Source organism: Agaribacterium sp. ZY112 (assembly GCF_041346925.1).
In the GTDB taxonomy this organism is placed as follows: Bacteria; Pseudomonadota; Gammaproteobacteria; order Pseudomonadales; family Cellvibrionaceae; genus Agaribacterium.
Genome location: NZ_CP166840.1, coordinates 1,641,185 through 1,661,891, shown reverse-complemented (window position 1 = coordinate 1,661,891; position 20,707 = coordinate 1,641,185). Strand labels below are relative to the sequence as shown.

The window sequence follows — 20,707 nt, the reverse complement described above, 5'->3', positions numbered from 1 at the left end:
GCCCTTGTTAAAAGCCTATTATTTGGGTGAATACCAAATAGGGGATGTATAAGCTCGCTCTTGGCCAACCAGTTGAGCCTCCTCAGGAACTTCCGCGCCTAAGCGTACCTTGTCATACAAAACCCAGCGAGGTGTTGGAATCTCAAGTACTCGTACATAATAAAAAGCAGGCTCACTGGCATCAAAATCGGGGTCGGTCCAAACCTGTGCCAACTCTGCCTCACCAATGCTGTTGCTCCAAGTCGCCGTTTCTAAATCGACAGTATTACCAACCGCCTTTTTACACAAACCTTTACGATTAATACGACGACCGTCTGAACAAGCCACATCATAAACACGCTCGTGTAACTGACCTTCAGCATCTAACCACCCTTTTACAACCTGCATACGATCCAAGTTAGCACTCATAGGATCTTTTAATGCTGACAACATAAAGCTTGGCGCTTTAGCTTTAGCACCCACTAACTCACCGCCCATTGGCACGCCTTTATCGTAACCAATAGAGATGGAGTCGCTCGCTAGCATGTCTTTTTTGTCAAAACCCCAACCACCAAAGAAGCGCACGGTCATACGTGGGCCAGTAGTAGCGTAGGTTTCTTTTCTTTCCATCGCATCAAACAGGGCTTCACGCGTATTCTCATGAGCCCAAATACCGGTATAACCCGAAGCCACTAATATGTAGCCAGGGTAAGTCCCCAGCTCAGCAGCAACAAAAGGATGACTAATGCGATCAGCACTTGGCTCTACAGAAGCCGACTTACCAAAGAAGTTGTTCTCCTCTCCAGTGGCTAAAGAAGTATGACTATCGGTTGCACCACCCACACCAAATTTATAGGGGTTAGTACCAAACTTCCTCTCAAGTTTTAAACCTTGCTTGAGTGCTTCACGAGCATATTCACCTTTTAGCATTTCAGGCTTTTTAAGCTCGGTAATATCTAAGTTACCTATGGCCCAAGTTTCGTAATCGGCAAACTGATCGTCTGGGGAAAGATAAGGGTGGGCTTCACCATCACCTTTCATCTGGGTGATTTCATAGTGAGGCTCCCACTTAGCACGCAACTCAACGTAATTTTTATCTACAACACCACCAGCATAAGTAGCTTCCGTAGGAAACATCCACCCGTTAGACATATTGCCGTTATGGGCAAAAGCAAAAGCACGACCACCTGTGTCTTTTTCGTAGTCTTCTAGCCACTGATATAGAGCCAAGGGATCGGTGCTACCCAGAGGAGCCTGAGTAGTTAAAGGCTGAGACTTTAGTGCTTTATCAGCACCGTCGCGGTAAATCACGTTGCGATGTAAGTTGAAGCCCTTAGGCACAGATGTCCACTCATAACCAATAAAGGCCGTAAAGGCTCCCGGCTCGTTATGACGGTCTGCAGCCTCGACGATGTCATTCCACACCCCATTAAAAACATCAGAACCCGGGCTGTAATCTTCAAGTAACTGCTCTGGCAGGGTCATTTGCGAGAAATTAGTGATCAAATCAAACGCCGCAGCACCAGCAGCTTTACCACCTTTAACAAAGGCTTCGTGCCACTCTTTACCTTTTTTATCGGCCAATATATTTGGTGTACCGCTTTTAATATCTGCAGCGATACCCATTAAATCAGTGTGATCAGTAACAATAAGCCAATCTAAAGGACGAGACAGTTTTACAGGAATACCGGTGGATGACTTAATTTCATCACCGCGAGCAAAGCGATACGCATCATCAAGCCCAATCGTATTACCAAATAAACCCGCATCCAAAGACAAGCCTGTATGTAGGTGGGAATCCCCCCAGTAGACATTGCTAGCCTGAGTTGTATTGGCGTAAGGGGAGTAATTTTTCTGAGCTTCAGTGAGTTCGGCCGCGCCAGCTAAAGCCAAGTTTGAAGCAAAAGAAGCAGCGATACACAAAGCCAAAGGCTTGAGCTTAAACATGGGGCATCCTTCCGTGAAAGTAAGAGCAAATTGCTACATAAATAATGACAGCAAGTTTAAGCAAGATTCAGTGAAAAAAATAGGGCCCAACTCACTATTACAAAAGTCTTAAAGCTATATATACTCTACTTTTGAATAAACAGATCAAACAGCCAAGCACGCCCCCTGTTACAAGCAAGTAATACCAGCCAAAGCCTAACAACATCATCTAAACGACACCTAACTGACTTATGCCTGACTTGTGGCTCTTTATTAGCCTCACACTGTTTCTTTCAGCAAGCCCAGGGCCGGTAATGCTGAACTGCCTAGCCGATGGTGCACGTTATGGCTATCGGCACTGTACGATCGGCATGCTGGGTGTCAGCCTAGGTAATATCTGCTTAATCATCGCAAGCGCTTTAGGCTTGAGCTTACTGCTTAAACAATCGCCTCTTGCTTTTACTGGCCTTAAATATCTAGGGGCTGCTTATTTGTGTTATTTAGGTATTTCCATGATTCGCCACGGACTTAAAACTGGCGAAGATGAGCTGCAACTTGAACAAAGCGAAGTAAATAAAAACAAACTATTCAGCAAATGGTTTTTTATTGCTCTTAGCAACCCCAAAGGCCTGATCTATTTTGGCGCCCTATTCCCACAATTTATTCGCGCAAATGAGCCTGCTGCTATTCAGTTCTTTGTACTTGCGTTTGTCTTTTTAATCATCGATTTTATGTGGATGAGTAGCTACGCCCTAGGAGGAAAGGCTTTACTTAGAATACTTAAATCTCGAAAGGCCCGCCAGGTGTTTAACAGTGCCTGTGGAAGCGCACTTATTGCCGCAGCGATAGCACTGAGTTTGAGCAGCTTAAACTAAGTAAAATCAGCTAAACACTCTTCAATGGCCAATACCACACTGGCATTTTTCTGCGGACTTAGAGCATCATTATGCGGGTCTGAAAAATCACCACTATCGTTATCGAAATACAGTCCCGAGGCGTTAGCAAATTCATCAGCCAGTGAGGCCCGAACAAGAATATCAGCTCCTATATTGATGTCTTTTCCAGCCACGCCAAACCCCTGCTTTACCATTTTACTTGCCAGCAAAGAACCAGGGTTAACCGCAATCAGCACCGGAGTGCTATTACCTAACTTATTGGCTAACTGGCGTGTCCACTGTGTTAAAGCCAACTTACTCTGGGCATAGGCATTAAAATCATCAGCGATGGTTTTTTCACCAATGAGAGCAGCTATATCGACACTCGCTTGCGCTGCAGAACTTAAATTAACGACTCGTGAATGCTCATTTAAAACAGGCTTCAAAGACTTAGTTAATAAATAGGGAGCAATAGTATTCACCACAAAGCGCTGGTCTTGGCCGTTGGGTAAATGCGGTGATGCCAACTTAAACACACCTGCATTATTGATAAGCACATCTAAAGTACACCCCTGCTTGTTTAATAGATCAATAAGCTCTTTAGCCAAGTGTTTAACCTGTTTTAAATCAGATAAATCAGCCTGAAGGCTTATAACAGGCAAGCGGCCTAAGGCATTTAATTTAGTTTCTGCGGCTTTGAGCTTGGCCTCACTGCGACCGTGAATAAACACCTGGTGCCCAAGTAACACAAACTTTTCTGCCGTTAATAAACCAATACCATCCGTTGCACCGGTAATAGCGATGATTTTATGTGTATTCATTTTTTACAGCCTTAATTGAATAACAAAGTTATTAAAGGAGCACCAACACTGCCCCCTTATAAACACCGAAGCTTATCCAGCCACACTAATAACCACTTTACCCATACCTGTACCGGCCTCGGCATAGTCGTGGGCAGCGGCTGTTTGCTCTAAGCTAAATTGCTGTTCGGTTAGTACCGGTTTAAGCGCACCGGCGTCAACGATGCTTGCCAACTCCGCTAATATTTTTCCGTGTTGCTCTCGCCCTACGTTGTGGATCATAGGAATAAGCATAAACACCACATTCAAAGACAGCCCTTTAAGATGAGCGAGGGAAAGATCAACCTCAGCAAAACTATCCGTTGTTGATATATGTGCATTTAGACCCGCCGCTTGAATTGAATTGGCAAGGTGCGCCCCACCGACACTGTCATAAATGGCATCAAAACCGGCGCCATTGGTATGGCTTTGTACGTAGTCATCGACTGTTTCGGTTTTATAATTAATTGGCTTAGCGCCTAATTGCTTGATTAACGCCAGTTGTTTATCACCACCGCCTGTTGAACTCACTTGCGCGCCCATGTGTTTAGCTAGCTGTAAAGCCACATGGCCTACCCCACCAGAACCACCGTGTACCAATACTTTTTTACCTGCGGCAGAATCAGCATTAATACCCGCACGGCTAAGGCCTTCATAAGCGGTAATACCAACCAAAGGCAGCGCTGCCGCTTCAGCCATGCTGAGGTTTTTAGGTTTTAGCGCAATCAGTTTGGCATCGGCCGGAATAAATTCAGCCAAAGCGCCCTGTAATACTCCTTCTACTGAGGCCAAACCACCGGCACAACCATAGACCTCATCCCCCACTTCAAAACCATCAACCCCCTCACCCAAAGCCTGAACCGTGCCCGCGAAATCCATGCCCAATACACTCGGTAACTCTGGCGAAAAAGGCAGAGCTTCACCCAAGGCGCGAATTTTAAAATCAACGGGGTTAACACTGGTCGCTGCTACCTTCACAAGCACTTGGCCCGCCTTAGGTTTAGGCACACTTAACTCGGCCAACTCAAAACCTTCGGTACCACCAAAGGCGCGTAAGGTCATGGCTTTCATACTATTAGGGATAGACATAGAGTCTCCTTGCTCAGAAATGGAAGATGCAGCCGTAGCTGTTGTATTTGCTGTCATTGCTTTGTCCTTGCTGCTCTGAGCCAACGTAGTGGGTAGAACACTAACGACGCCGCCCAAGCAATAAACAATAAAACGAGTACCGAAAGAAGCGATTACTCGGTTCGCCCAATGCTTGTTAAGCAGTATATTTACAATAAGTAATATTGATAATAAAGTTGTTTGCACAATCACTTTTTAGATTTCATTGAAAATAAGATGAACATTGAGCACTTACGCCTATTTATGCGCATAGCCAACACCCACAACATAAGCCAAGCAGGGCAAGAACTCGGCTTAAGTCCGGCGGTGGCCAGCGCTCACATCAATAAGTTGGAAAGCGAACTTGGCACCCGCCTTATTCATCGCACGACCCGCAAAGTATCCTTAACCGAAGATGGGCAGGCCTTCTTACCCCATGCAGAAGACGTGCTCGCCAGCGTAGAAGCGGCACAAGCAGCCATAGGTTTAGGTAATAATTCACCTTCAGGTACCTTACGCATTACCGCACCCGCCTCGTTCGGGCGTATGCACCTAATGCCCCATATGGGCGACTTTATGCGGGCCCATCCGCAACTGAATGTGGATTGCCGCTTATCTGACTCTATTGTCGACATGGTGGAAGGCGGTTTTGATATTGCTATACGCAACGCCGCCCTACACAGCTCTAATTTAATCGCCAGAAAACTCTCAAGCGACCAACGCCTACTCTGTGCGAGCCCAAGTTATATAAAACAATGGGGCGAACCCCAAAGCCCGCAAGAATTACAAAAACACCAATGTTTATTATTAAGCGGCCTAGATACTTGGCAATTTGAAAGTGAACAAGGCCATATAAATGTAAAAGCTAAAGGGAAATTCCGAACCGACAACGGTGAAGCGTTAAGAGAAGCCTGCGTACAAGGCTTAGGTATCACTATTAATTCACGCTGGAGCGCCAACGAATACTTAAAAAGCGGCGCCTTAGTAGAAGTATTAAAAAACTACCCGCTGGTTAGCAACACAGCTATTTGGGCTGTATACCCAAGCTCACGCCAGCTCGCCCCCAAAGTCAGAGCCTTTATAGACTACTTTGCAGCGGTATATAGCAAGCAAGCGTTTTAATATAGGCACAATAAAAAGGACTTTAACAACAAAGTAATGACTAGAAAGCGTTCTTAGCCATTTAAAGGTAATGCCATAATCCTTTGATTTAATTGAATTTTATTTAAGCCTCACTGAAACACTAGAAAAGTGTCAACGATAAGTAGTACACCAGATCAAATAAGGGGTAGCTAAACCTTTGATTGTAATGGAAGTTTTGTAAGCATAGAGGTAGATTAGAAGAAGGATTATAGGGACGCCGTTCTATTAATTAAAACTGTTAGATTTTGAAAGGAACTCATGCGTACATCAACATCACTTTTCAAATACAGAGCATTCAATAAATCTTCAATCGAGTTATTGGTTAATAGGGAATTGTGGTTTGCTAAGCCAGAAACTCTTAACGATCCATTTGAATGCCAGCTTTCCTACGAGCGTGTTTTAGAAGCGGTATGGAATAAAAAAGAAATTGCCAAAAACCAACAAAAAATACTTAAAAATGAACTGGACAAAAGACTTTCTGAGTTGGGTATATGTTCATTTAGTCGCACTCGTAAAAATCAATTGATGTGGTCACATTACTCTGATGAACATCGTGGTTTCTGTGTCGGCTTTAACGAGAACACCTTGAAAAAAACAAGTGGGCCGTTTTCTTCCATCCCTGTTGATTACCAAGCGGACTTACCATACCAAAAAATAATTAAACGCTTTGAATACTTTGAAAGTAATGAACCACTAGATAATTCAATTAATGATATTTATGGTGATATTCTTGCTTCAGTAATAGGCACAAAGTATACAAACTGGAAATATGAAAAAGAAACTCGGTTAGTAACTCATGAATTTGGTTCTTTAGCGTTTGAGCCTAAATCAGTAGTTTCTATTGCATTTGGGTTAAGAATGGCTAAAAGAGATAAAGTTACTTTAAAAAAGCTGCTTAACTCGCCTGAGTGGAGCCATATAAATTGGTTTCAAGCTGAGAAAGCCAAAGATAAGTTCGGATTGGAGTTTGTCAAAATATAACAGTTGCTCAAGGCGGGCCAGATAAAGTTTGACTCGGTTCCGCTTCGCTACACATTTTAGCCAAAAACTATCGCCCCATAACAAGGTGTTACCGAAAAAAATTTATTTCAAGTATCAAGGATACGTGTATGGAACAATTTAGAATTATCGGTGATATTAGAGAATACATAAAAAGCTTTGATGCATTTTGCGCTCGATCAGTACAGCGTGGAGAGCATGCAACGCTCTATATGAATGATGAACAAGGTAAAACTTACAACAATATTCGTGAAAAAGACTATCTTTTCTCCCATTGCAAACAGTGGGTTCTGCCCCATCCACAGATGGGCCTCTCTTTTTCTGCTCATTGGTAGCACCTAAAAGACAAGTACAAGCTTAAGAAAAAATGGTCAAAAGGCAACCCCGTAGACGTATTTTGGGTAATTGAGAAATGTGATTTGCCTACAGGCCTAATGTTTGTCGCTGATAAAAAAGATAAAGAACATTCCTTTCTGACGGTGACAGAGCGTATGACAACCACTCAACTTCGAAAGAAACTACAAGCTGTAGCTGATAGAATGTCTGTGATTAGAGAGGCTCAAGGCGCGCTATGATTACATACCGATATGAAAAAGAGAAAGAAATTGCTAAGTATTATGCCGTTAAGCTCTCAGATGAAAGATCGCTGAGTATTCTAGACAATGGTTTTGTATCAAATTCAGAAGAAGCAGTACACCTATCTACATTTTTTTGGCGTGTGGTAGATGAGCTAGTATCTGACTCTGAGAAGGGAAATGAAGTATGTGGGGAGGCCTATTTAGAAGAATGGAGTGAACTAATTATGGCTTCATTTAGGGCATACCTTAGAAGTAGCGGCTATGAGAAAGAATGGAACGAAGTTTCAGATAATGCCTAACAAACTGCTGCATTTGACGCCCTATACTCTAGCCTCAATTACGCATCACCAAATACATATCAAAGTTTAAATGTTTAATGTCCGTCAAAGTGGTAGCAAATCACAAACTAAGTTCCACTCAGTAATACAACGTTAAGTCTATTAAGGAATATACGAGCCTAGGATGAACGAAATAAAACAAAAGATAGCCTTGTTTATTGATGCTGATAATGCTCCAGCCAGCAGGTTCGAAGATGTTCTTAGTGAGGTAGCAAAGTATGGAGTGGTTACAATCCGCAAGGCTTATGGAAACTGGAAATCACCAACTCTAAAGCCATGGGAAGAGCTTCTCCATGAGTATGCGATCCAGCCAGTACAGCAGTACGATCTAACCAAAGGTAAAAATGCTTCTGATATAGCCTTAGTCATTGATGCGATGGACGTCATGTACACCAAAGAAATCGATGTAATGTGCTTTATTTCATCAGATAGTGATTTCACCCCAATGGTTACGAGAGCGTTAGCAGAGGGAAAGGTTGTATTGGGATTCGGTGAACGAAAAACACCCTCACCTTTTGTAAATGCGTGCTCAAAATTCCTCTTTCTAGATCAACCAGAAGCTATAGAAGCTGAAAAGAACTCTAAACCCAAAAACATCAAGTCGGACACAAAGCTAATTAGCCTGTTACGGCAGGCAATTGAAGCCACTGAAGATGACGATGGTTGGGCTCCTCTTGGCCCTGTTGGTGCAAACATATCCAATAGGACATCATTCGATTGTAGAAACTACGGGTTCAAAAATCTTAGTAGCTTGTTTAAAGCAATTGATCTATTTGAGCTTAAAGGTGGGCAAGGAAAGTCTTTCTTAGTTCGAGATATTAGAAAGAGCAAAAAGACTTAACGCAGCACCACCCCGTTAGCACGGTATTAACACTCATTCACGGAGTTTTAGAATATGAGTATTTCTGAGGATATCGATAAAATCTTGTCGATTCAGCTGGCAAGTACATCTGGCCTACCGGACAAGCTGATTTCATCTCTTGATGACCTTCTAATCAAATATCATCCAGCCGAGATACTTGCCTCAATGAATGGGCTTAAAGAGCCGTATCGAGACGCTGAGCTAAAAGCTAGAAAGTCCATGGGAGGCTCCGGCATGGGGGCGGAATTTCATATCGAGAAAGCACTTAAGGTTTCGTATCTAAAGCAATCCGTCATATATATAGAAAGAGCTAACAAACGCAGGCAGGCGAACTAAGTAGGCACGCGGTATAAAACCTCAATCGAGTGAAGCAAATGTTTGATCATATTACTAGTTTTCAGTAGTGTCTATGGTTGAATAATGGTCAAATTTAATGCTTATCACAAATGCAAGATGGTATAGAAGCAATGAAAGAGCTAAACCAGTTATTTGCTAAAATTGAGTCGGTATTTTCATTTTCCGAAGAAGAGAAACAGGTTTTCAGACAAAAGGGGAAAATCAAACATTTTGCTAGCGGAAATCACCTGTTTAGAAGTGGTGAAACCCCTAACACCTTATCATTCATTTGCTCTGGGGTTGCCTGCAACTATTACACTAAAGCAGATGGTACGCGACGAAATAAGTCTTTTCTTCAGGTTGGAGATGTGGCGGCATGCTTGTCTTCGCTTCATCTAAGTAAACCAACGCGATTTAGTTGTGAAGCCCTGACAGATATTGTTTGTTTTGAAGTTCCTTTTTCTCAGTTATCGGTGTTAATGGCGCAACATACAGGGTGGCAAAAAGCACTCAATGGTTTTGTGACCATGTTGGCCTTAAAAAAAGAAGCGCGAGAAGCGGACTTGCTTTTGCTTTCACCTCAACAGTTTTATGTCCAGTTTATCGAGCAATTCCCTGAACTGGCCAGTCAATTACCGAATTATCATATTGCCTCTTATCTCGGCATTACTGAAGTTTCGCTTTCGCGTATTCGGGCAAAACTCGGCGTACAAAACCCCTATAACAAAACTGTGTGATCTTTACTTATTTTTGTCAATTTAACTTATGTTAAAGAGTGAACTAACTTAAACAGGTAGTCTAGCTAACGAATAAATAACTAAGTTAGCTTGGGCTATGATTTTAGAAGGTAAATATATTGTTATTACCGGAGGTACTTCTGGAATAGGGTATCAGCTGGTCAAAATGCTTCAGAATTCCAATCGCGTGGCCATAATTGGAAGAAACCCTGTAAAGCTTGCTAAGTTAAGCAAAGAGTTTCCAAACATAGAAAGCTATCAGGCAGATTTGGCAGACATTTCACAAGTAGAGACGGTAACTGATGTACTTGCAGATCAAGCCCACCCCATTGATGTTCTTATCAATAACGCGGCTGTGCAATATACCCCTACGTTTATCAGCAATGAGTTTAATCCGACTACGATAACTGAAGAAATCAACATCAACTATACCTCAATATGTTATTTGATTGCAGGTTTATTACCACAGCTTAACCAAGATTCAAAAAGTGTCATTCTTAACATTAACTCCGGGCTTGGTTTAGTGCCAAAAACCGACTCTGCTGTTTATTGTGGGTGCAAAGGTGCTCTGAATATATTCTCGCAAAGCCTCGCTTATCAACTTGAAAAAACCCAGATACAGGTTCAACAAGCATTTTTACCTTTAGTCGAGACTGGAATGACGACAGGAAGGGGCCAGGGAAAGATTCCCCCTGAATTTGCAGCTAAAAAAATCATTGATGGTTTGGTCTCTGAGAGAGAAATTAACGATATTGGGAAAGTAAAGCTATTGCGTTGGTTGATCAGATTGATGCCATCCCTAGCAAGAAACATCTTAAAGGGAAGTTAATGATGAAGCATTTATTTTATCTGACAATGGGAGTGACACTGATGAGCCAACCAGTTAAGGCCGATAAAGTGCAGATTGAAATTAACAACATTGATACAGGTCGATCAGGATTACTAAGGGTTATGCTGTTTGCAGAAGACGGATTCCCAAAAAATCACCAAAAAGCGATATTCACCCAATCTATTGGGTCTGACAAATCCACAGTCAGCGTCTTATTTTTTGACATTCCGGATAGTTTTGCCATCAAGGTACTGCATGATGAAAATGAAGATGGCAAAGTATCCAAAAACTGGACCGGAATATTACCTAAGGAAGGATTAGCATTTTCCAATGGCGCCAGAATTCGTTTTGGCCCGCCTAGCTTCAAAAGTGCCCGAATTGAACGTAAAAACATGACGGTGCCTGTATCTATAAATATGATTTATCCATAAGGAAGCAATAATGAAGGCACTTATCAAACTAATCTTGGTGTTAGCATTGGGGTTTGCTTTTACTTTTCTCGCTTTAAAGTTGTCTGGCACATTGAGTGTAGAGACCATAAAACACTGGTTAGAAGATGCGCAATCGGTTAACTCCTGGTACCTGGCAGGTATGATTTCGTTTTTATTGTTTGCTGATCTATTTGTAGCCATACCAACGCTAACGGTCATTATGTTAGGTGGTTTTTTTATCGGTCATTTACTCGGTGCGTTAGCCTCAATAGTAGGGCTTATGGCAGCAGGTTCCGCCGGGTATATGATCAGCTACCATTTTGGTGAACATTTGGAAAAACTGGTTATTCGTGACCCCAAACAACGTAAAGAAATGCGAAAACAATTTCATAAATACGGTATCTTTATGATTTTATTCTCACGTGCCATGCCTATTTTACCTGAAGTAAGCGCTTGTCTAGCAGGAATCACACGTATGTCGTTTGGTAAATTCTTACTGGCTTGGAGTGTCTGCACTATCCCTTACTGTATCATCGCGGCTTACGCAGGCTCTATCAGTACACTTGACGACCCTAAGCCCGCGTTATTGACGGCTGCTGGACTATCCGTTTTCTTTTGGACAGCCTGGTATATAATACGTAAACGTAAAGTTTAGAAACAACCCTAGACATAATGACCTTGCAACATCCTTTCTAGGCATTCATATATTACACTTGCCCTAAACTAAAAGAAGGTATTGCCTTGGAAAGTTAGGTGCACGCACCTATTTTCAGTAAAAGAAAAGTACTTTAATATCAGTTAAAAAGCTGATTAAATCAAAATATACCAACAAGTGTATTCTTCGGTAAAATATTACTGTGCCGACTTTTCTTTTTCACTCCGCCCCCATTGATGCAAGCGTTAATTTTCATGAGCTTACCTTGAACATCGAAGAATTATTATCCACTCTGACAACTGGTAATAAGCGTGACATATCTGAGATATCTGAGATATCTGAGATATCTGAGATATCTGAGATATCATATGCTTTATTGAATCTATCTGATGTGGATATGCTAAAGGAGCTGGCAGAAAATCGCTATCAAATTAGGTCTTTTTCAGAACCAAGCTATTGGTCTTCGAATGAAAATAAAGACGCAATACTTAAATCAATCAACAGAATAGTTAAGTTTCTAGATGCTGTGAGCATAACTGGTTGTAGATGTGAGAAATATGCCCAGGCTTCGTACTTTGCACATAGCGAGACAAAGCATGGTTTAATAGAAATACTAACGAATGATTCTGATCCCAAGACAAGGGAATCAAAAATAACGTGTAAATGTACTGCTTGTGGACAGCCATATTCTGTACGAGAATTTGAAGCAGGTTTTGGCCGTAGATCTAAATGGCAAAAAAGAACAAGGCCATGAAGACAACCTGCAATACTTGGTACGAGAGCTATGAATAATGAAGAACGCTATGAATTAGCGAAGACAAAAGCCTAGCGTCAAAACTCTAAATAGTAAATAGTCAAATTCAGGGACACTTCATAACAAACCGATCAACCATCATCAGCTTTCTCGACTTGCATCCCTGCCGTATTGCTCGTTTTTCGAGGTGTTATATTCCACCCAACTTTATACCCGCTTCTCGTCGGCACGCCGCTAATAAATGCTCAATCGATTCTTTGCTCTGAAGTGTTCTAGCGATAGCTACGGCACCGATCATCATTGCGGTTACCGAAAAAACATCCTGCTCGTCACAGTCGCAATAGCTACTCGCGTACTTCATAATTGCTGTATTCATCCCATAGTAAACATCGGAATAAGCTGTTTTTATTGTTTTATCCTGCATATTGATGTCTGTGGCTAAGAATGCTAACGGACAAGACAAAGAGCGCTCTCCGCTCACATGTTCCAAGCTTAGGTATGTATTTAGCAGCAAACACAACCACTGTTTGTTTGATACCCCCTCTGGTTTAAGGTTGGCAAGCTTAGTGCTGTTGGCTCTGAATTTTAATGCCTCACTGTAAAGCTCTGTTTTACTTTTAAAATGTGCATAAAAAGCGCCTCGGGTAAGCCCGCAGTCATTCATCAGAACATCAATAGTAACACCTTCAAAACCTTTCATTGCAAATAACCTGAAAGAGCTTTCAAGGATTCTTTCTCGGGTGTTATTTTTGTGAGCCTTTGTATAGGGCATTGGTATGAATTCCCTTGTATTTATATATGTTCTTTATCATATATAAAATCTCCCCTAGGATGAAGTGTCATCTTTGACAGGAAAACCAAACCCGAATATTTTGTTTTACATACTACGCTGGGGACTAACCAGAACGGAGATAACATGAGAAAACATATTGGAAGCTGCACATGCGGCGGCATTGAATTTAGCTTTGATGACGGCCCTATAAACTCAGTTTTTTGCTATTGCAGTGAGTGCCAAACGCTCACCGGTTCAGATAAATGGTTTGGTCTATGGGTGCCAAAAGATAATTTTAAATTCACAAAAGGAAAAGCTTCATCATATGCGCGTACTGGAGGCTCAGGAAAAGAGGTTGCTTACCATTTCTGTAACACTTGTAGCTCTGTTTTGTGCGCTGAGGTAACAGCGGGAAATTTTTACTCTGTATCAGCTACTTCATTAAATAATAATATATTTACTCCTAAAATGGCGATCTACGCCGCTTCAGCACCATCATGGGCAATCTTCCCTAGTGATGTGCCAACATTTGATATTCTGCCGCCAGAAATGGGAAGACAAACGCCTAACAAAAACGGACCATAGTAAGCTATGATATAAAAAAATAGTAAGTCAATCCTGTGTGCGCAGGAAATTGCACCGAACTTCGCCTACAGCCCATCTGCTAATTTGAGCCTTAGGCGATCATCAACTCATCATTACAGAAAGCTACTATGTTAATAGGTCGTGTTTCTAAATTGACGGGAGCATCTCGAAAAGCGATTCGGCACTACGAGTCTATTGGCTTGATAGATCCTCCCGCGAGAAAAGGCAACTACCGCGTGTATAGCGATCATGATGTAATCGTTATTCATATGATTTGTCGTGCAAAAAATCTTGGCTTTAGTCTCTCTGAAATCAAAGAATTAGTATCAAAGAAAACTAAAGATAAAAAGCTCCCTATTGATTTGGCATATCAACTAATCGATCAAAAAATATCGAATCTAAAACAGGAAACAGAAAGAATTCAACATATAATTGGGAGCTTACAGGAGTTTAAAATGGATTTAGGTGAAAAATTCACTTGACCTTCCCCCTAAGGGCAAGGTGTACGGTTAGCTCTCTAATAAGCCGACCGGGAATCAATAGTGAGAACACTAAATTTTGAAAATACCACCATATTAATAACTGGTGCCTCTTCAGGTATTGGAAAAGAATTTGCGATACAACTTGCAAGAGAGGGCGCCAACTTAATTCTAACAGCCAGAACACATTCCGATCTAAAAAAACTAGCGGACGAACTAGAGTCTAGACACACCAATATTTGGGTTATAGCTATTCCTGCTGACCTAAGTGAGTCCAACGGTGCAAGAACATTATTTGAAAAGACAAGCGATTTAGGTTTTTCAGTTGATTATTTAATCAACAATGCTGGTTTTGGGAGATTTTGCCAATTTCCTGAGAAGGATTTTGAAACGTATCATAGAATGATAATGTTAAATATAAATTCTCTGGTGGAGTTGACTCATCTATATTTGCCGTTCATGAGAAAGAATAATATCGGGGGCATTATAAACGTAGCTTCCACTGCATCTTTCCAACCTTTGCCATATCAAGCTGTTTATGGCGCCTCTAAAGCTTTTGTTTTAAGTTTTTCGGAAGCACTAACAGGGGAATTATTAGATACAGATCTTCGTGTTATGGCTCTGTGCCCTGGAGCAACAGAATCTCGTTTTATGGATACTGCCAATGCTGATACATCAAACATGAAACTAGCACGGCCAAGTGAGGTGGTTAGCTCTGAATTAAAAGCTTTTTCACAGGGTCGGATGTTAAAAATATCTGGAACAGCAAATTACTTAACTTCTTTAATACCTCGTATGGTCTCGCGTAAGACTGTTGTTAAAATAGTTTCCAACATGTTTAAAGAGAGTATTTCATCCAAACCAGAATAGATTTAAACCAGAATAGATTTAAACCACTCAGAGTCAATACTGAAGTAATCATTAAATATATTTTTTAGCAATGTGGCTCATGGATTTTCTCTTTGGCAAGTATTGCCTTATCAGGCACTGGTGTTTTCCCTCAACCTTTTCCCTAAATAGTGGAGAGGTGTGGCAAAGTAAAAACTCACACCAGTCACTTCTTCAATCACTTTAAAACCATAAAATTCAGTATCGTTATCTGATGTGACCGTTTTAAACGGGTAAGGGCTTTAGACAGTCATTTACTCAGCTTTCTTGCTTAAAGAGCCTACTGATTTGTCGAGTAGCTTTCCGATAAGGTGAGTTTCGTTTTCCTATCGACTAGAGCCACAATACAGTTTGTACCCTGCCCATACCTCATGACAATATCTATTAGCAATGGTCCGCTCGGCTCTTGTTTTCCGCTCAATTTGGGCACTCGTAGATATGGTGTTTATGCTTGAATCATAAGCTCGAGATCACTTTTTACGAATCTTTCCGGCTGTCTTAAATGAATATATAAACTCCGCAGTTGAACTTGTTGCACAATATGTAACGATGAGTTACTTCATGGATGATGGACATATTTTTATTCATTTTCAACCACGCAGGCACTTGCCCTGGACTCCAATCCAGCCGAATCAATTCAGTAATCATTTAACCAGTCAAGCTCACTGAAATATCACTTCGCCTAGACCTGACTCTACGGGCTCTAGCATGCTCATCGCATATTTAGGTGGCAAGTACCTTCCGTTAAGTCCCGCTTAACTTCCCTAGATATGGTGCTGGGCACTCAATTAAGATATCTAGCAATTTCAGCTTGAGAAAATCCTTGCTTTCTAAGAGAGGAAATCGTATATCTTTCACCTGCGGTGATCTAGTGGCATTTCATCAACATGGCCTTCTTGGGGGCAAGTGAGTGTTAGGCGCCTCTAATTACTGATCAAAAGTAAAGTGAGTCAACTTTTCACTTAGCCTATGAATTCGGCTATATAACAAGCTATGAATAATCGGAGTACTGTCCTTTGAACATAGGAATATTTATTTACGAAAACGCCGAAGTACTAGATTTTTCTGGTCCTTTTGAAGTCTTTTCAACCGCTAGCAGGCTATCTAATCCAGAAGGGCTTTTTCACGTTTTTCTAGTAGCTGAGGAAAACGCTTCTGTTTGTGCGAGAGGCGGCTATAACATTAACCCCCATTATGATTTTAATAATCACCCTAAAATTGATCTGTTGATTGTTGTCGGCGGCATTCACACCGAAGAGATGAAAAAAACCAAGGTTATAGATTGGGTATCTACCACGTCTAAGAGCGCAACTATTGTAGCCTCTGTTTGTACAGGAGCATTTTTACTTGCAAAGGCGGGCTTACTGTCAAATTTAAAGGTAACTACCCACTGGGAAGATATTGAAGACCTTCGAAACGCTTATCCGGATCTTACGGTTATTGAAAACCAGCGGTGGGTAGATCAAGGTAAGTTTGTAACGTCCGGTGGTATTTCGGCTGGAATCGATATGAGTCTTCACTTAGTTTCAAGGGTTGTCGATTTAGAACTGGCTGAAAAGACTGCGAGACAAATGGAGTTTGAGTGGAGTAAAAACTCGTAACAAGCCATAAACCAGAGGTAAAAAGTCGCTTTTTGCCTCCTCCCTACGCTCAGAACTAACCATGGGGGCGTTATAAATAAAGGATGTCGTGGAAGAAAATAGGTTCTTTAAACGGATTGATGCTATTTGCAGGCTCCGCCCTAATCCTTGGGTTTTTCAATCTATCCGATACTTAAAGAAGTATTACGTGAAAAACCCAAGGAAGAAATAACCACTAATGCTGCAAGAGACCCCAAAGGTAAGGAGAAGTGGGAGCTTGGGCGGCTATACGAATCTCAGGCAGCAATTACCTGATGCTTCCATTGATCTCTGAAAGCCGTGAGATTCAAGAAAGCCGGGGGCTAGTACTCGCCAAATCTAACTATATGGAATTTGGAAGAGATCCTGCAAAAAACACCCTCTTTATTGAGTCGACTTCTAATACGTAAAATTGGCTATTTAATGATACGAATAGGCTGATTCTCTCTACAGAAAAATTTCCATGCTCTTATGGCTGTGGCCAAAAAGGAAAAGAAACTAGAGTAATATTTTACGAAATTGCTTCTCAAGATACGATAGACGCTGGGCTCTGCGTTTATTTTTTGCCGCGAGTTCCGTTTGGTTTTTTCGTGTTGGTTTAATGGGATGGGCCGCACTCACGGGAGGAATAGGCATTGACTGGAATAGCTTTAGAGGGCCATTTTTAGATTTTATCGCTTTTGCCCAATACTTTCTCCCCCTGGCTATGCTGGAATGGTATTTCTACTGCAAACAAACAGAAAACCAAACAACAAAAATTGCTTTTTGTTTTAGCCTAAGCATACTCAGCTTGTTTCTTATCGTTGGCATAATCACCGCAACTATGGGCATGTGGCTGCCTAAAATGTAGCATAGGTTTTAGACCCAGTTAATGGCATACACAGCATGCCTATTCCCAGCAAGCGAACTATGCATACAGCTTAAATGGGCTGCAACATTGCAGCCCATTTATAAATAATCACCTTCGTAATTCGACATTTGCTACGGCATTGCTGCAATCTAATACATCACCATATTGCCATATATTGATTTTAAGATCGTGCACCATCGCTGCAGTGGTCAAATCAAATCCCCGTTGGAAAGTAACTGCATCAACATGTTCACTACCGTTATCTGGAACAAATTTTATCTTGCCATCACAGGCATCCGCCCCTGAAGTATTGGAGTACCAAATCCAATAGGCATTTCTAGTAGAAGTTGTTGATTGAATAAGATCAACACTCGCTCCAGTTACAACCCAATCTCCCGAAAAAGAAAATGATGACGATAACAACAAAACCAATGACACTACAATCTTGTTCATTTTAATCCACCTTGATTTAAAGTTTGAATACCACTCTTGGCTCTGTGAGTATAGAAAACCTTCAAAGACAGACATATATCATTTTTTACTTGAAATAGCGCTATTTTAATTATCTATCTAGTTAACGGATCTGGAAAGTCGCTATTAATTGAGACGGGCTCATTTAAACTCATTGATAAAAAGGAACTTCCGCATATTGAAAACCAATAACAAAGCAAGAAAGAATGGCCATAAAGTGGCCGAAACACCTTTCAGCCTGCCATGTTTTTGGCATCAAGAGTATTCTAAAGAAGCTACAATCAAAGCTTCTATTTATGTCGTCACTTTACGCGCAATGATAAAAACAGCTATACCATTATTCCCGTGGTGCCACTGAGTTTCAATGGTAAAGCCGGCGTCAATAATTTCTTTTTCCCACTCTGATTCTTTTAGAATAAAAAGATCTGGCATCAACCCCAAAAACTTACCAATAGGTTCGAAAAGTTTAACAAACCGAAGGTAAGAGCCGCCAAGGCAAACAGTGCTACTCACAAAAATACCGCCGGGCTTTAGAATTCTGGCTACATCCGCCAGCGTTTCTTTTCGATTTGGTACAAGGTGCATAACGTTTAAACCAAGTACAGCATCTAAGCTTTCTGATTTGGCGCACAAGCCGGTTAACGTACTTCGTTTAAAAACAACATTGTCTACACCAGCTTTCTTGGCTCGCTCCCGACCAATCTCAAGCATATTTTGAGCAATATCGATCGCTAGAATATCTTTTACATTGGGGGCATGTTTAATAGCTGTGGTCCCTGTACCACATCCAAACTCTAAGATACTCATCTCAGGTGTAAGCAAGGCCTGTGTTTCAGAGAGCTTCCTTTGATAGCTTTCTTCATCAGCGATAGGGCTTTCGGCATACGCCCCGGCTTTCTTGTCCCAAAACTCTTGAGAAACGCTCATATCAATCCTCTGCCAATACCAAGTTAATAATTAGCTATATGGGAAAGTCGGACTCGACCCCGCTCTTTTTACGCCGCCCCTTATTCGATGGCGACTCCTTAAAAGACGATAGCTAATTGACTGTACTATTTGGCCATACGCTGATAGCGTAGTAAATAAAGAAATTTCTATACTGGGCATACAAAAACCAATGAACTGGAATGACATCGCCTTTGACTGGAACCAGATAAGAGCCTTTCTAGCGACCTCGGCAGAGGGGTCATTATCCGCAGCGGCTCGCGCCCTTAATCAGACTCAACCAACATTGAGCAGGCAAGTGACGAGCTTGGAACAAGCCCTCGGCGTGACGCTCTTTGAGCGTGGGCATCGGCAGGTTCAGTTAACGGCCGCGGGATTAGAGCTTCTAGAGCACGCCCGAGCTATGGCTGAGTCCGCCAATCGGATATCACTTGCCGCCTCTGGTCAATCGGTAGGGATTGAGGGCCGAGTGTGTATAACCGCGACGGAGATGATGGCTGCTTATTACTTGCCGTCGATGCTGAGAAAGCTCCGCGACATTGCCCCAGGTATTGTGATTGAGGTTGTCGCCTCCGACGAAGTTCGCGACCTTGTAAAGCGAGAGGCCGATATTGCGATACGACATGCGCAACCGACACAAGCTGATCTTATTGCTCGTTGTATCGGGTATCTCAAGGGGCAGGTTTACGCCTCCAAAAAGTTGTTGAGTGAAGTTGGGATGCCTAAGACCATTGAGGATCTATCTACACAGGATTTCGTGGGACTAGAAGATACTGAGACGATGATAACTGGACTTGCAGAGCGGGGCTTGGAGCTACGCTTGGAGCAATTTAGGATACTCACCTCCAGTGGAAACTGCATGCTCCAGTATGTCCGAGAGGGTCTAGGTTTTGGGATTCTACCTATGGATACTGACGGTGTTTTTGATGATCTTCAGTGTGTTTTACCCGATTTGTTCAACCCGCAAATACCGATTTGGCTTGTCTCTCATCGAGAGCTGCGTAATAGCCGTCGTATCAGGGTCGTGTTTGATCTGTTAGCTCAAGAACTTGCTTCGCTTTCGTTAGATCAGCCTGAAATCTAACAATAGACTTAGCCGAAACTGAAAACAACGTTATGCCTCTCGGAAATGGAGCTATGTCAATTAGTCAAATAAATGAAAAATCTTGGGATGAGATTGTAAAGATCCAGGAAGAAGTCTATACCGATATAGCTCCTGAAGATGTAAACGTTCTAAAAAGCAAATGGTATTCATCGCCACAAACCTGCTCAGTATTTACAGACCATAAAGGTAAAATATTAGCTTACTTATTAGCTCACCCATGGGCGAGCAAACACCCACCAAAGCTAAATGAAAAACCCCCTATAAATTACAGCTCGAATCTGTTTATTCATGACCTAGCATTAGCTACTGAAGCAAGAGGAAAAGGCATAGCTAAAGCATTAGTGAAAAATCTAATTGATAACACCAAAACACAAAACTATGTAAGAATATCATTAGTAGCTGTTCAAAACTCAACTGGTTTTTGGGGTAAGTTTGGATTTTTAAATATGCCTAGTGATGAAATTTTTTCAGGTTATGGTGAAAACTCGCAATTAATGGTGTTAGAGTTAGACACATAACAAGTCATTAAACAGAGAAAAATTGGCTATTACTCCTTTGCCACTTATTTAGCCAATAATTTAGCCATTAACGGGGCGCTACGCTTC

The 20,707-nt window shown here is 41.7% G+C and carries 24 protein-coding genes; 18 read left to right on the top strand and 6 right to left on the bottom strand.

The features are described 5' to 3' along the window. Window positions 1-18: 18 nt before the first annotated feature. Window positions 19-1,926 carry a DUF3604 domain-containing protein gene (locus AB1S55_RS07365; protein ID WP_370981161.1) on the bottom strand — a complete coding sequence of 636 codons (1,908 nt, stop codon included), beginning with the start codon at window positions 1,924-1,926 and terminating at the stop codon, window positions 19-21. 230 nt (window positions 1,927-2,156) lie between these two features. On the opposite strand from AB1S55_RS07365, the gene AB1S55_RS07360 reads away from it, so the two are divergent. Then, window positions 2,157-2,780, top strand: a complete 624-nt coding sequence (locus AB1S55_RS07360; RefSeq protein ID WP_370981160.1) for a LysE family translocator — start codon at window positions 2,157-2,159, stop codon at window positions 2,778-2,780. On the opposite strand, the gene AB1S55_RS07355 is transcribed toward AB1S55_RS07360, so the two are convergent. Next, window positions 2,777-3,601, bottom strand: coding sequence for an SDR family NAD(P)-dependent oxidoreductase (locus AB1S55_RS07355; RefSeq protein WP_370981159.1), 825 nt, complete (start codon window positions 3,599-3,601; stop codon window positions 2,777-2,779). The genes AB1S55_RS07360 and AB1S55_RS07355 overlap by 4 nt on opposite strands. A gap of 72 nt (window positions 3,602-3,673) precedes the next feature. Further along, window positions 3,674-4,765 (bottom strand): zinc-dependent alcohol dehydrogenase family protein, encoded by a 1,092-nt coding sequence (locus tag AB1S55_RS07350; RefSeq protein ID WP_370981158.1) that lies wholly within the window; start codon window positions 4,763-4,765, stop codon window positions 3,674-3,676. 198 nt (window positions 4,766-4,963) lie between these two features. On the opposite strand from AB1S55_RS07350, the gene AB1S55_RS07345 reads away from it, so the two are divergent. The 11 genes from AB1S55_RS07345 (at window position 4,964) to AB1S55_RS07295 (ending at window position 12,388) form a co-directional block, all read left to right on the top strand. Next, complete coding sequence (locus AB1S55_RS07345; RefSeq protein WP_370981157.1) at window positions 4,964-5,848, top strand: LysR family transcriptional regulator; 885 nt, start codon at window positions 4,964-4,966, stop codon at window positions 5,846-5,848. A gap of 279 nt (window positions 5,849-6,127) precedes the next feature. Continuing rightward, window positions 6,128-6,850: a DUF2971 domain-containing protein gene (locus AB1S55_RS07340; RefSeq protein WP_370981156.1), complete on the top strand. Its 723-nt coding sequence runs from the start codon at window positions 6,128-6,130 to the stop codon at window positions 6,848-6,850. A gap of 128 nt (window positions 6,851-6,978) precedes the next feature. Beyond that, window positions 6,979-7,203 (top strand): hypothetical protein, encoded by a 225-nt coding sequence (locus AB1S55_RS07335; RefSeq protein WP_370981155.1) that lies wholly within the window; start codon window positions 6,979-6,981, stop codon window positions 7,201-7,203. 236 nt (window positions 7,204-7,439) lie between these two features. Then, the gene (locus tag AB1S55_RS07330; protein ID WP_370981154.1) at window positions 7,440-7,745 is read left to right on the top strand and encodes a hypothetical protein; all 306 of its coding nucleotides are present in this window, start codon (window positions 7,440-7,442) and stop codon (window positions 7,743-7,745) included. 163 nt (window positions 7,746-7,908) lie between these two features. Beyond that, window positions 7,909-8,625 carry an NYN domain-containing protein gene (locus tag AB1S55_RS07325; protein WP_370981153.1) on the top strand — a complete coding sequence of 239 codons (717 nt, stop codon included), beginning with the start codon at window positions 7,909-7,911 and terminating at the stop codon, window positions 8,623-8,625. 54 nt (window positions 8,626-8,679) lie between these two features. Continuing rightward, window positions 8,680-8,982, top strand: a complete 303-nt coding sequence (locus AB1S55_RS07320) for a hypothetical protein (protein ID WP_370981152.1) — start codon at window positions 8,680-8,682, stop codon at window positions 8,980-8,982. Window positions 8,983-9,113: 131 nt separating this feature from the next. After that, on the top strand, window positions 9,114-9,719 hold the full coding sequence (locus AB1S55_RS07315; protein ID WP_370981151.1) for a Crp/Fnr family transcriptional regulator: 606 nt from the start codon (window positions 9,114-9,116) through the stop codon (window positions 9,717-9,719). A 97-nt stretch (window positions 9,720-9,816) separates the two neighbouring features. After that, window positions 9,817-10,548, top strand: coding sequence for an SDR family oxidoreductase (locus AB1S55_RS07310; protein WP_370981150.1), 732 nt, complete (start codon window positions 9,817-9,819; stop codon window positions 10,546-10,548). Beyond that, window positions 10,548-10,979, top strand: a complete 432-nt coding sequence (locus AB1S55_RS07305) for a DUF2141 domain-containing protein (RefSeq protein WP_370981149.1) — start codon at window positions 10,548-10,550, stop codon at window positions 10,977-10,979. The genes AB1S55_RS07310 and AB1S55_RS07305 overlap by 1 nt, the downstream gene beginning before the upstream one ends. Window positions 10,980-10,989: 10 nt before the next feature. Continuing rightward, the gene (locus AB1S55_RS07300) at window positions 10,990-11,634 is read left to right on the top strand and encodes a TVP38/TMEM64 family protein (RefSeq protein WP_370981148.1); all 645 of its coding nucleotides are present in this window, start codon (window positions 10,990-10,992) and stop codon (window positions 11,632-11,634) included. A gap of 265 nt (window positions 11,635-11,899) precedes the next feature. Further along, window positions 11,900-12,388: a hypothetical protein gene (locus AB1S55_RS07295; protein ID WP_370981147.1), complete on the top strand. Its 489-nt coding sequence runs from the start codon at window positions 11,900-11,902 to the stop codon at window positions 12,386-12,388. Between the two features lie 190 nt (window positions 12,389-12,578). Here the strand turns inward: AB1S55_RS07295 and AB1S55_RS07290 are convergent, their stop codons facing one another. Beyond that, window positions 12,579-13,160 carry a TetR/AcrR family transcriptional regulator gene (locus AB1S55_RS07290; protein WP_370981146.1) on the bottom strand — a complete coding sequence of 194 codons (582 nt, stop codon included), beginning with the start codon at window positions 13,158-13,160 and terminating at the stop codon, window positions 12,579-12,581. A gap of 144 nt (window positions 13,161-13,304) precedes the next feature. Between AB1S55_RS07290 and AB1S55_RS07285 the strand changes: the two genes are divergently transcribed. From AB1S55_RS07285 to AB1S55_RS07270, 4 genes are all read left to right on the top strand, one after another. Then, window positions 13,305-13,745, top strand: a complete 441-nt coding sequence (locus AB1S55_RS07285) for a GFA family protein (protein ID WP_370981145.1) — start codon at window positions 13,305-13,307, stop codon at window positions 13,743-13,745. A 128-nt stretch (window positions 13,746-13,873) separates the two neighbouring features. Continuing rightward, window positions 13,874-14,227: a MerR family transcriptional regulator gene (locus tag AB1S55_RS07280; protein ID WP_370981144.1), complete on the top strand. Its 354-nt coding sequence runs from the start codon at window positions 13,874-13,876 to the stop codon at window positions 14,225-14,227. Window positions 14,228-14,287: 60 nt separating this feature from the next. Then, entirely contained in the window at window positions 14,288-15,094 is an 807-nt protein-coding gene (locus AB1S55_RS07275; protein WP_370981143.1) for an SDR family NAD(P)-dependent oxidoreductase, read from the top strand. A 1,034-nt stretch (window positions 15,095-16,128) separates the two neighbouring features. Then, entirely contained in the window at window positions 16,129-16,713 is a 585-nt protein-coding gene (locus tag AB1S55_RS07270) for a DJ-1/PfpI family protein (protein WP_370981142.1), read from the top strand. Between the two features lie 976 nt (window positions 16,714-17,689). Here AB1S55_RS07270 and AB1S55_RS07265 read toward each other — a convergent pair. Both AB1S55_RS07265 and AB1S55_RS07260 read right to left on the bottom strand, forming a co-directional pair. After that, window positions 17,690-18,034, bottom strand: coding sequence for a DUF5992 family protein (locus tag AB1S55_RS07265; RefSeq protein WP_370981141.1), 345 nt, complete (start codon window positions 18,032-18,034; stop codon window positions 17,690-17,692). A gap of 312 nt (window positions 18,035-18,346) precedes the next feature. After that, entirely contained in the window at window positions 18,347-18,979 is a 633-nt protein-coding gene (locus tag AB1S55_RS07260) for a class I SAM-dependent methyltransferase (RefSeq protein WP_370981140.1), read from the bottom strand. 190 nt (window positions 18,980-19,169) lie between these two features. Between AB1S55_RS07260 and AB1S55_RS07255 the strand changes: the two genes are divergently transcribed. Both AB1S55_RS07255 and AB1S55_RS07250 read left to right on the top strand, forming a co-directional pair. Continuing rightward, complete coding sequence (locus tag AB1S55_RS07255; protein WP_370981139.1) at window positions 19,170-20,081, top strand: LysR family transcriptional regulator; 912 nt, start codon at window positions 19,170-19,172, stop codon at window positions 20,079-20,081. A gap of 53 nt (window positions 20,082-20,134) precedes the next feature. Further along, window positions 20,135-20,620 carry a GNAT family N-acetyltransferase gene (locus tag AB1S55_RS07250; protein ID WP_370981138.1) on the top strand — a complete coding sequence of 162 codons (486 nt, stop codon included), beginning with the start codon at window positions 20,135-20,137 and terminating at the stop codon, window positions 20,618-20,620. Window positions 20,621-20,707 lie beyond the last annotated feature (87 nt).

Excerpts from the sequence above, each read along its gene's own strand:
- AB1S55_RS07365 (WP_370981161.1), bottom strand. The coding sequence starts at position 1,926 with ATGTTTAAGCTCAAGCCTTTGGCTTTGTGTATCGCTGCTTCTTTTGCT.
- AB1S55_RS07360 (WP_370981160.1), top strand. The coding sequence starts at position 2,157 with ATGCCTGACTTGTGGCTCTTTATTAGCCTCACACTGTTTCTTTCAGCA.
- AB1S55_RS07355 (WP_370981159.1), bottom strand. The coding sequence starts at position 3,601 with ATGAATACACATAAAATCATCGCTATTACCGGTGCAACGGATGGTATT.
- AB1S55_RS07350 (WP_370981158.1), bottom strand. The coding sequence starts at position 4,765 with ATGACAGCAAATACAACAGCTACGGCTGCATCTTCCATTTCTGAGCAA.
- AB1S55_RS07345 (WP_370981157.1), top strand. The coding sequence starts at position 4,964 with ATGAACATTGAGCACTTACGCCTATTTATGCGCATAGCCAACACCCAC.
- AB1S55_RS07340 (WP_370981156.1), top strand. The coding sequence starts at position 6,128 with ATGCGTACATCAACATCACTTTTCAAATACAGAGCATTCAATAAATCT.
- AB1S55_RS07335 (WP_370981155.1), top strand. The coding sequence starts at position 6,979 with ATGGAACAATTTAGAATTATCGGTGATATTAGAGAATACATAAAAAGC.
- AB1S55_RS07330 (WP_370981154.1), top strand. The coding sequence starts at position 7,440 with ATGATTACATACCGATATGAAAAAGAGAAAGAAATTGCTAAGTATTAT.
- AB1S55_RS07325 (WP_370981153.1), top strand. The coding sequence starts at position 7,909 with ATGAACGAAATAAAACAAAAGATAGCCTTGTTTATTGATGCTGATAAT.
- AB1S55_RS07320 (WP_370981152.1), top strand. The coding sequence starts at position 8,680 with ATGAGTATTTCTGAGGATATCGATAAAATCTTGTCGATTCAGCTGGCA.
- AB1S55_RS07315 (WP_370981151.1), top strand. The coding sequence starts at position 9,114 with ATGAAAGAGCTAAACCAGTTATTTGCTAAAATTGAGTCGGTATTTTCA.
- AB1S55_RS07310 (WP_370981150.1), top strand. The coding sequence starts at position 9,817 with ATGATTTTAGAAGGTAAATATATTGTTATTACCGGAGGTACTTCTGGA.
- AB1S55_RS07305 (WP_370981149.1), top strand. The coding sequence starts at position 10,548 with ATGATGAAGCATTTATTTTATCTGACAATGGGAGTGACACTGATGAGC.
- AB1S55_RS07300 (WP_370981148.1), top strand. The coding sequence starts at position 10,990 with ATGAAGGCACTTATCAAACTAATCTTGGTGTTAGCATTGGGGTTTGCT.
- AB1S55_RS07290 (WP_370981146.1), bottom strand. The coding sequence starts at position 13,160 with ATGCCCTATACAAAGGCTCACAAAAATAACACCCGAGAAAGAATCCTT.
- AB1S55_RS07285 (WP_370981145.1), top strand. The coding sequence starts at position 13,305 with ATGAGAAAACATATTGGAAGCTGCACATGCGGCGGCATTGAATTTAGC.
- AB1S55_RS07280 (WP_370981144.1), top strand. The coding sequence starts at position 13,874 with ATGTTAATAGGTCGTGTTTCTAAATTGACGGGAGCATCTCGAAAAGCG.
- AB1S55_RS07265 (WP_370981141.1), bottom strand. The coding sequence starts at position 18,034 with ATGAACAAGATTGTAGTGTCATTGGTTTTGTTGTTATCGTCATCATTT.
- AB1S55_RS07260 (WP_370981140.1), bottom strand. The coding sequence starts at position 18,979 with ATGAGCGTTTCTCAAGAGTTTTGGGACAAGAAAGCCGGGGCGTATGCC.
- AB1S55_RS07255 (WP_370981139.1), top strand. The coding sequence starts at position 19,170 with ATGAACTGGAATGACATCGCCTTTGACTGGAACCAGATAAGAGCCTTT.
- AB1S55_RS07250 (WP_370981138.1), top strand. The coding sequence starts at position 20,135 with ATGTCAATTAGTCAAATAAATGAAAAATCTTGGGATGAGATTGTAAAG.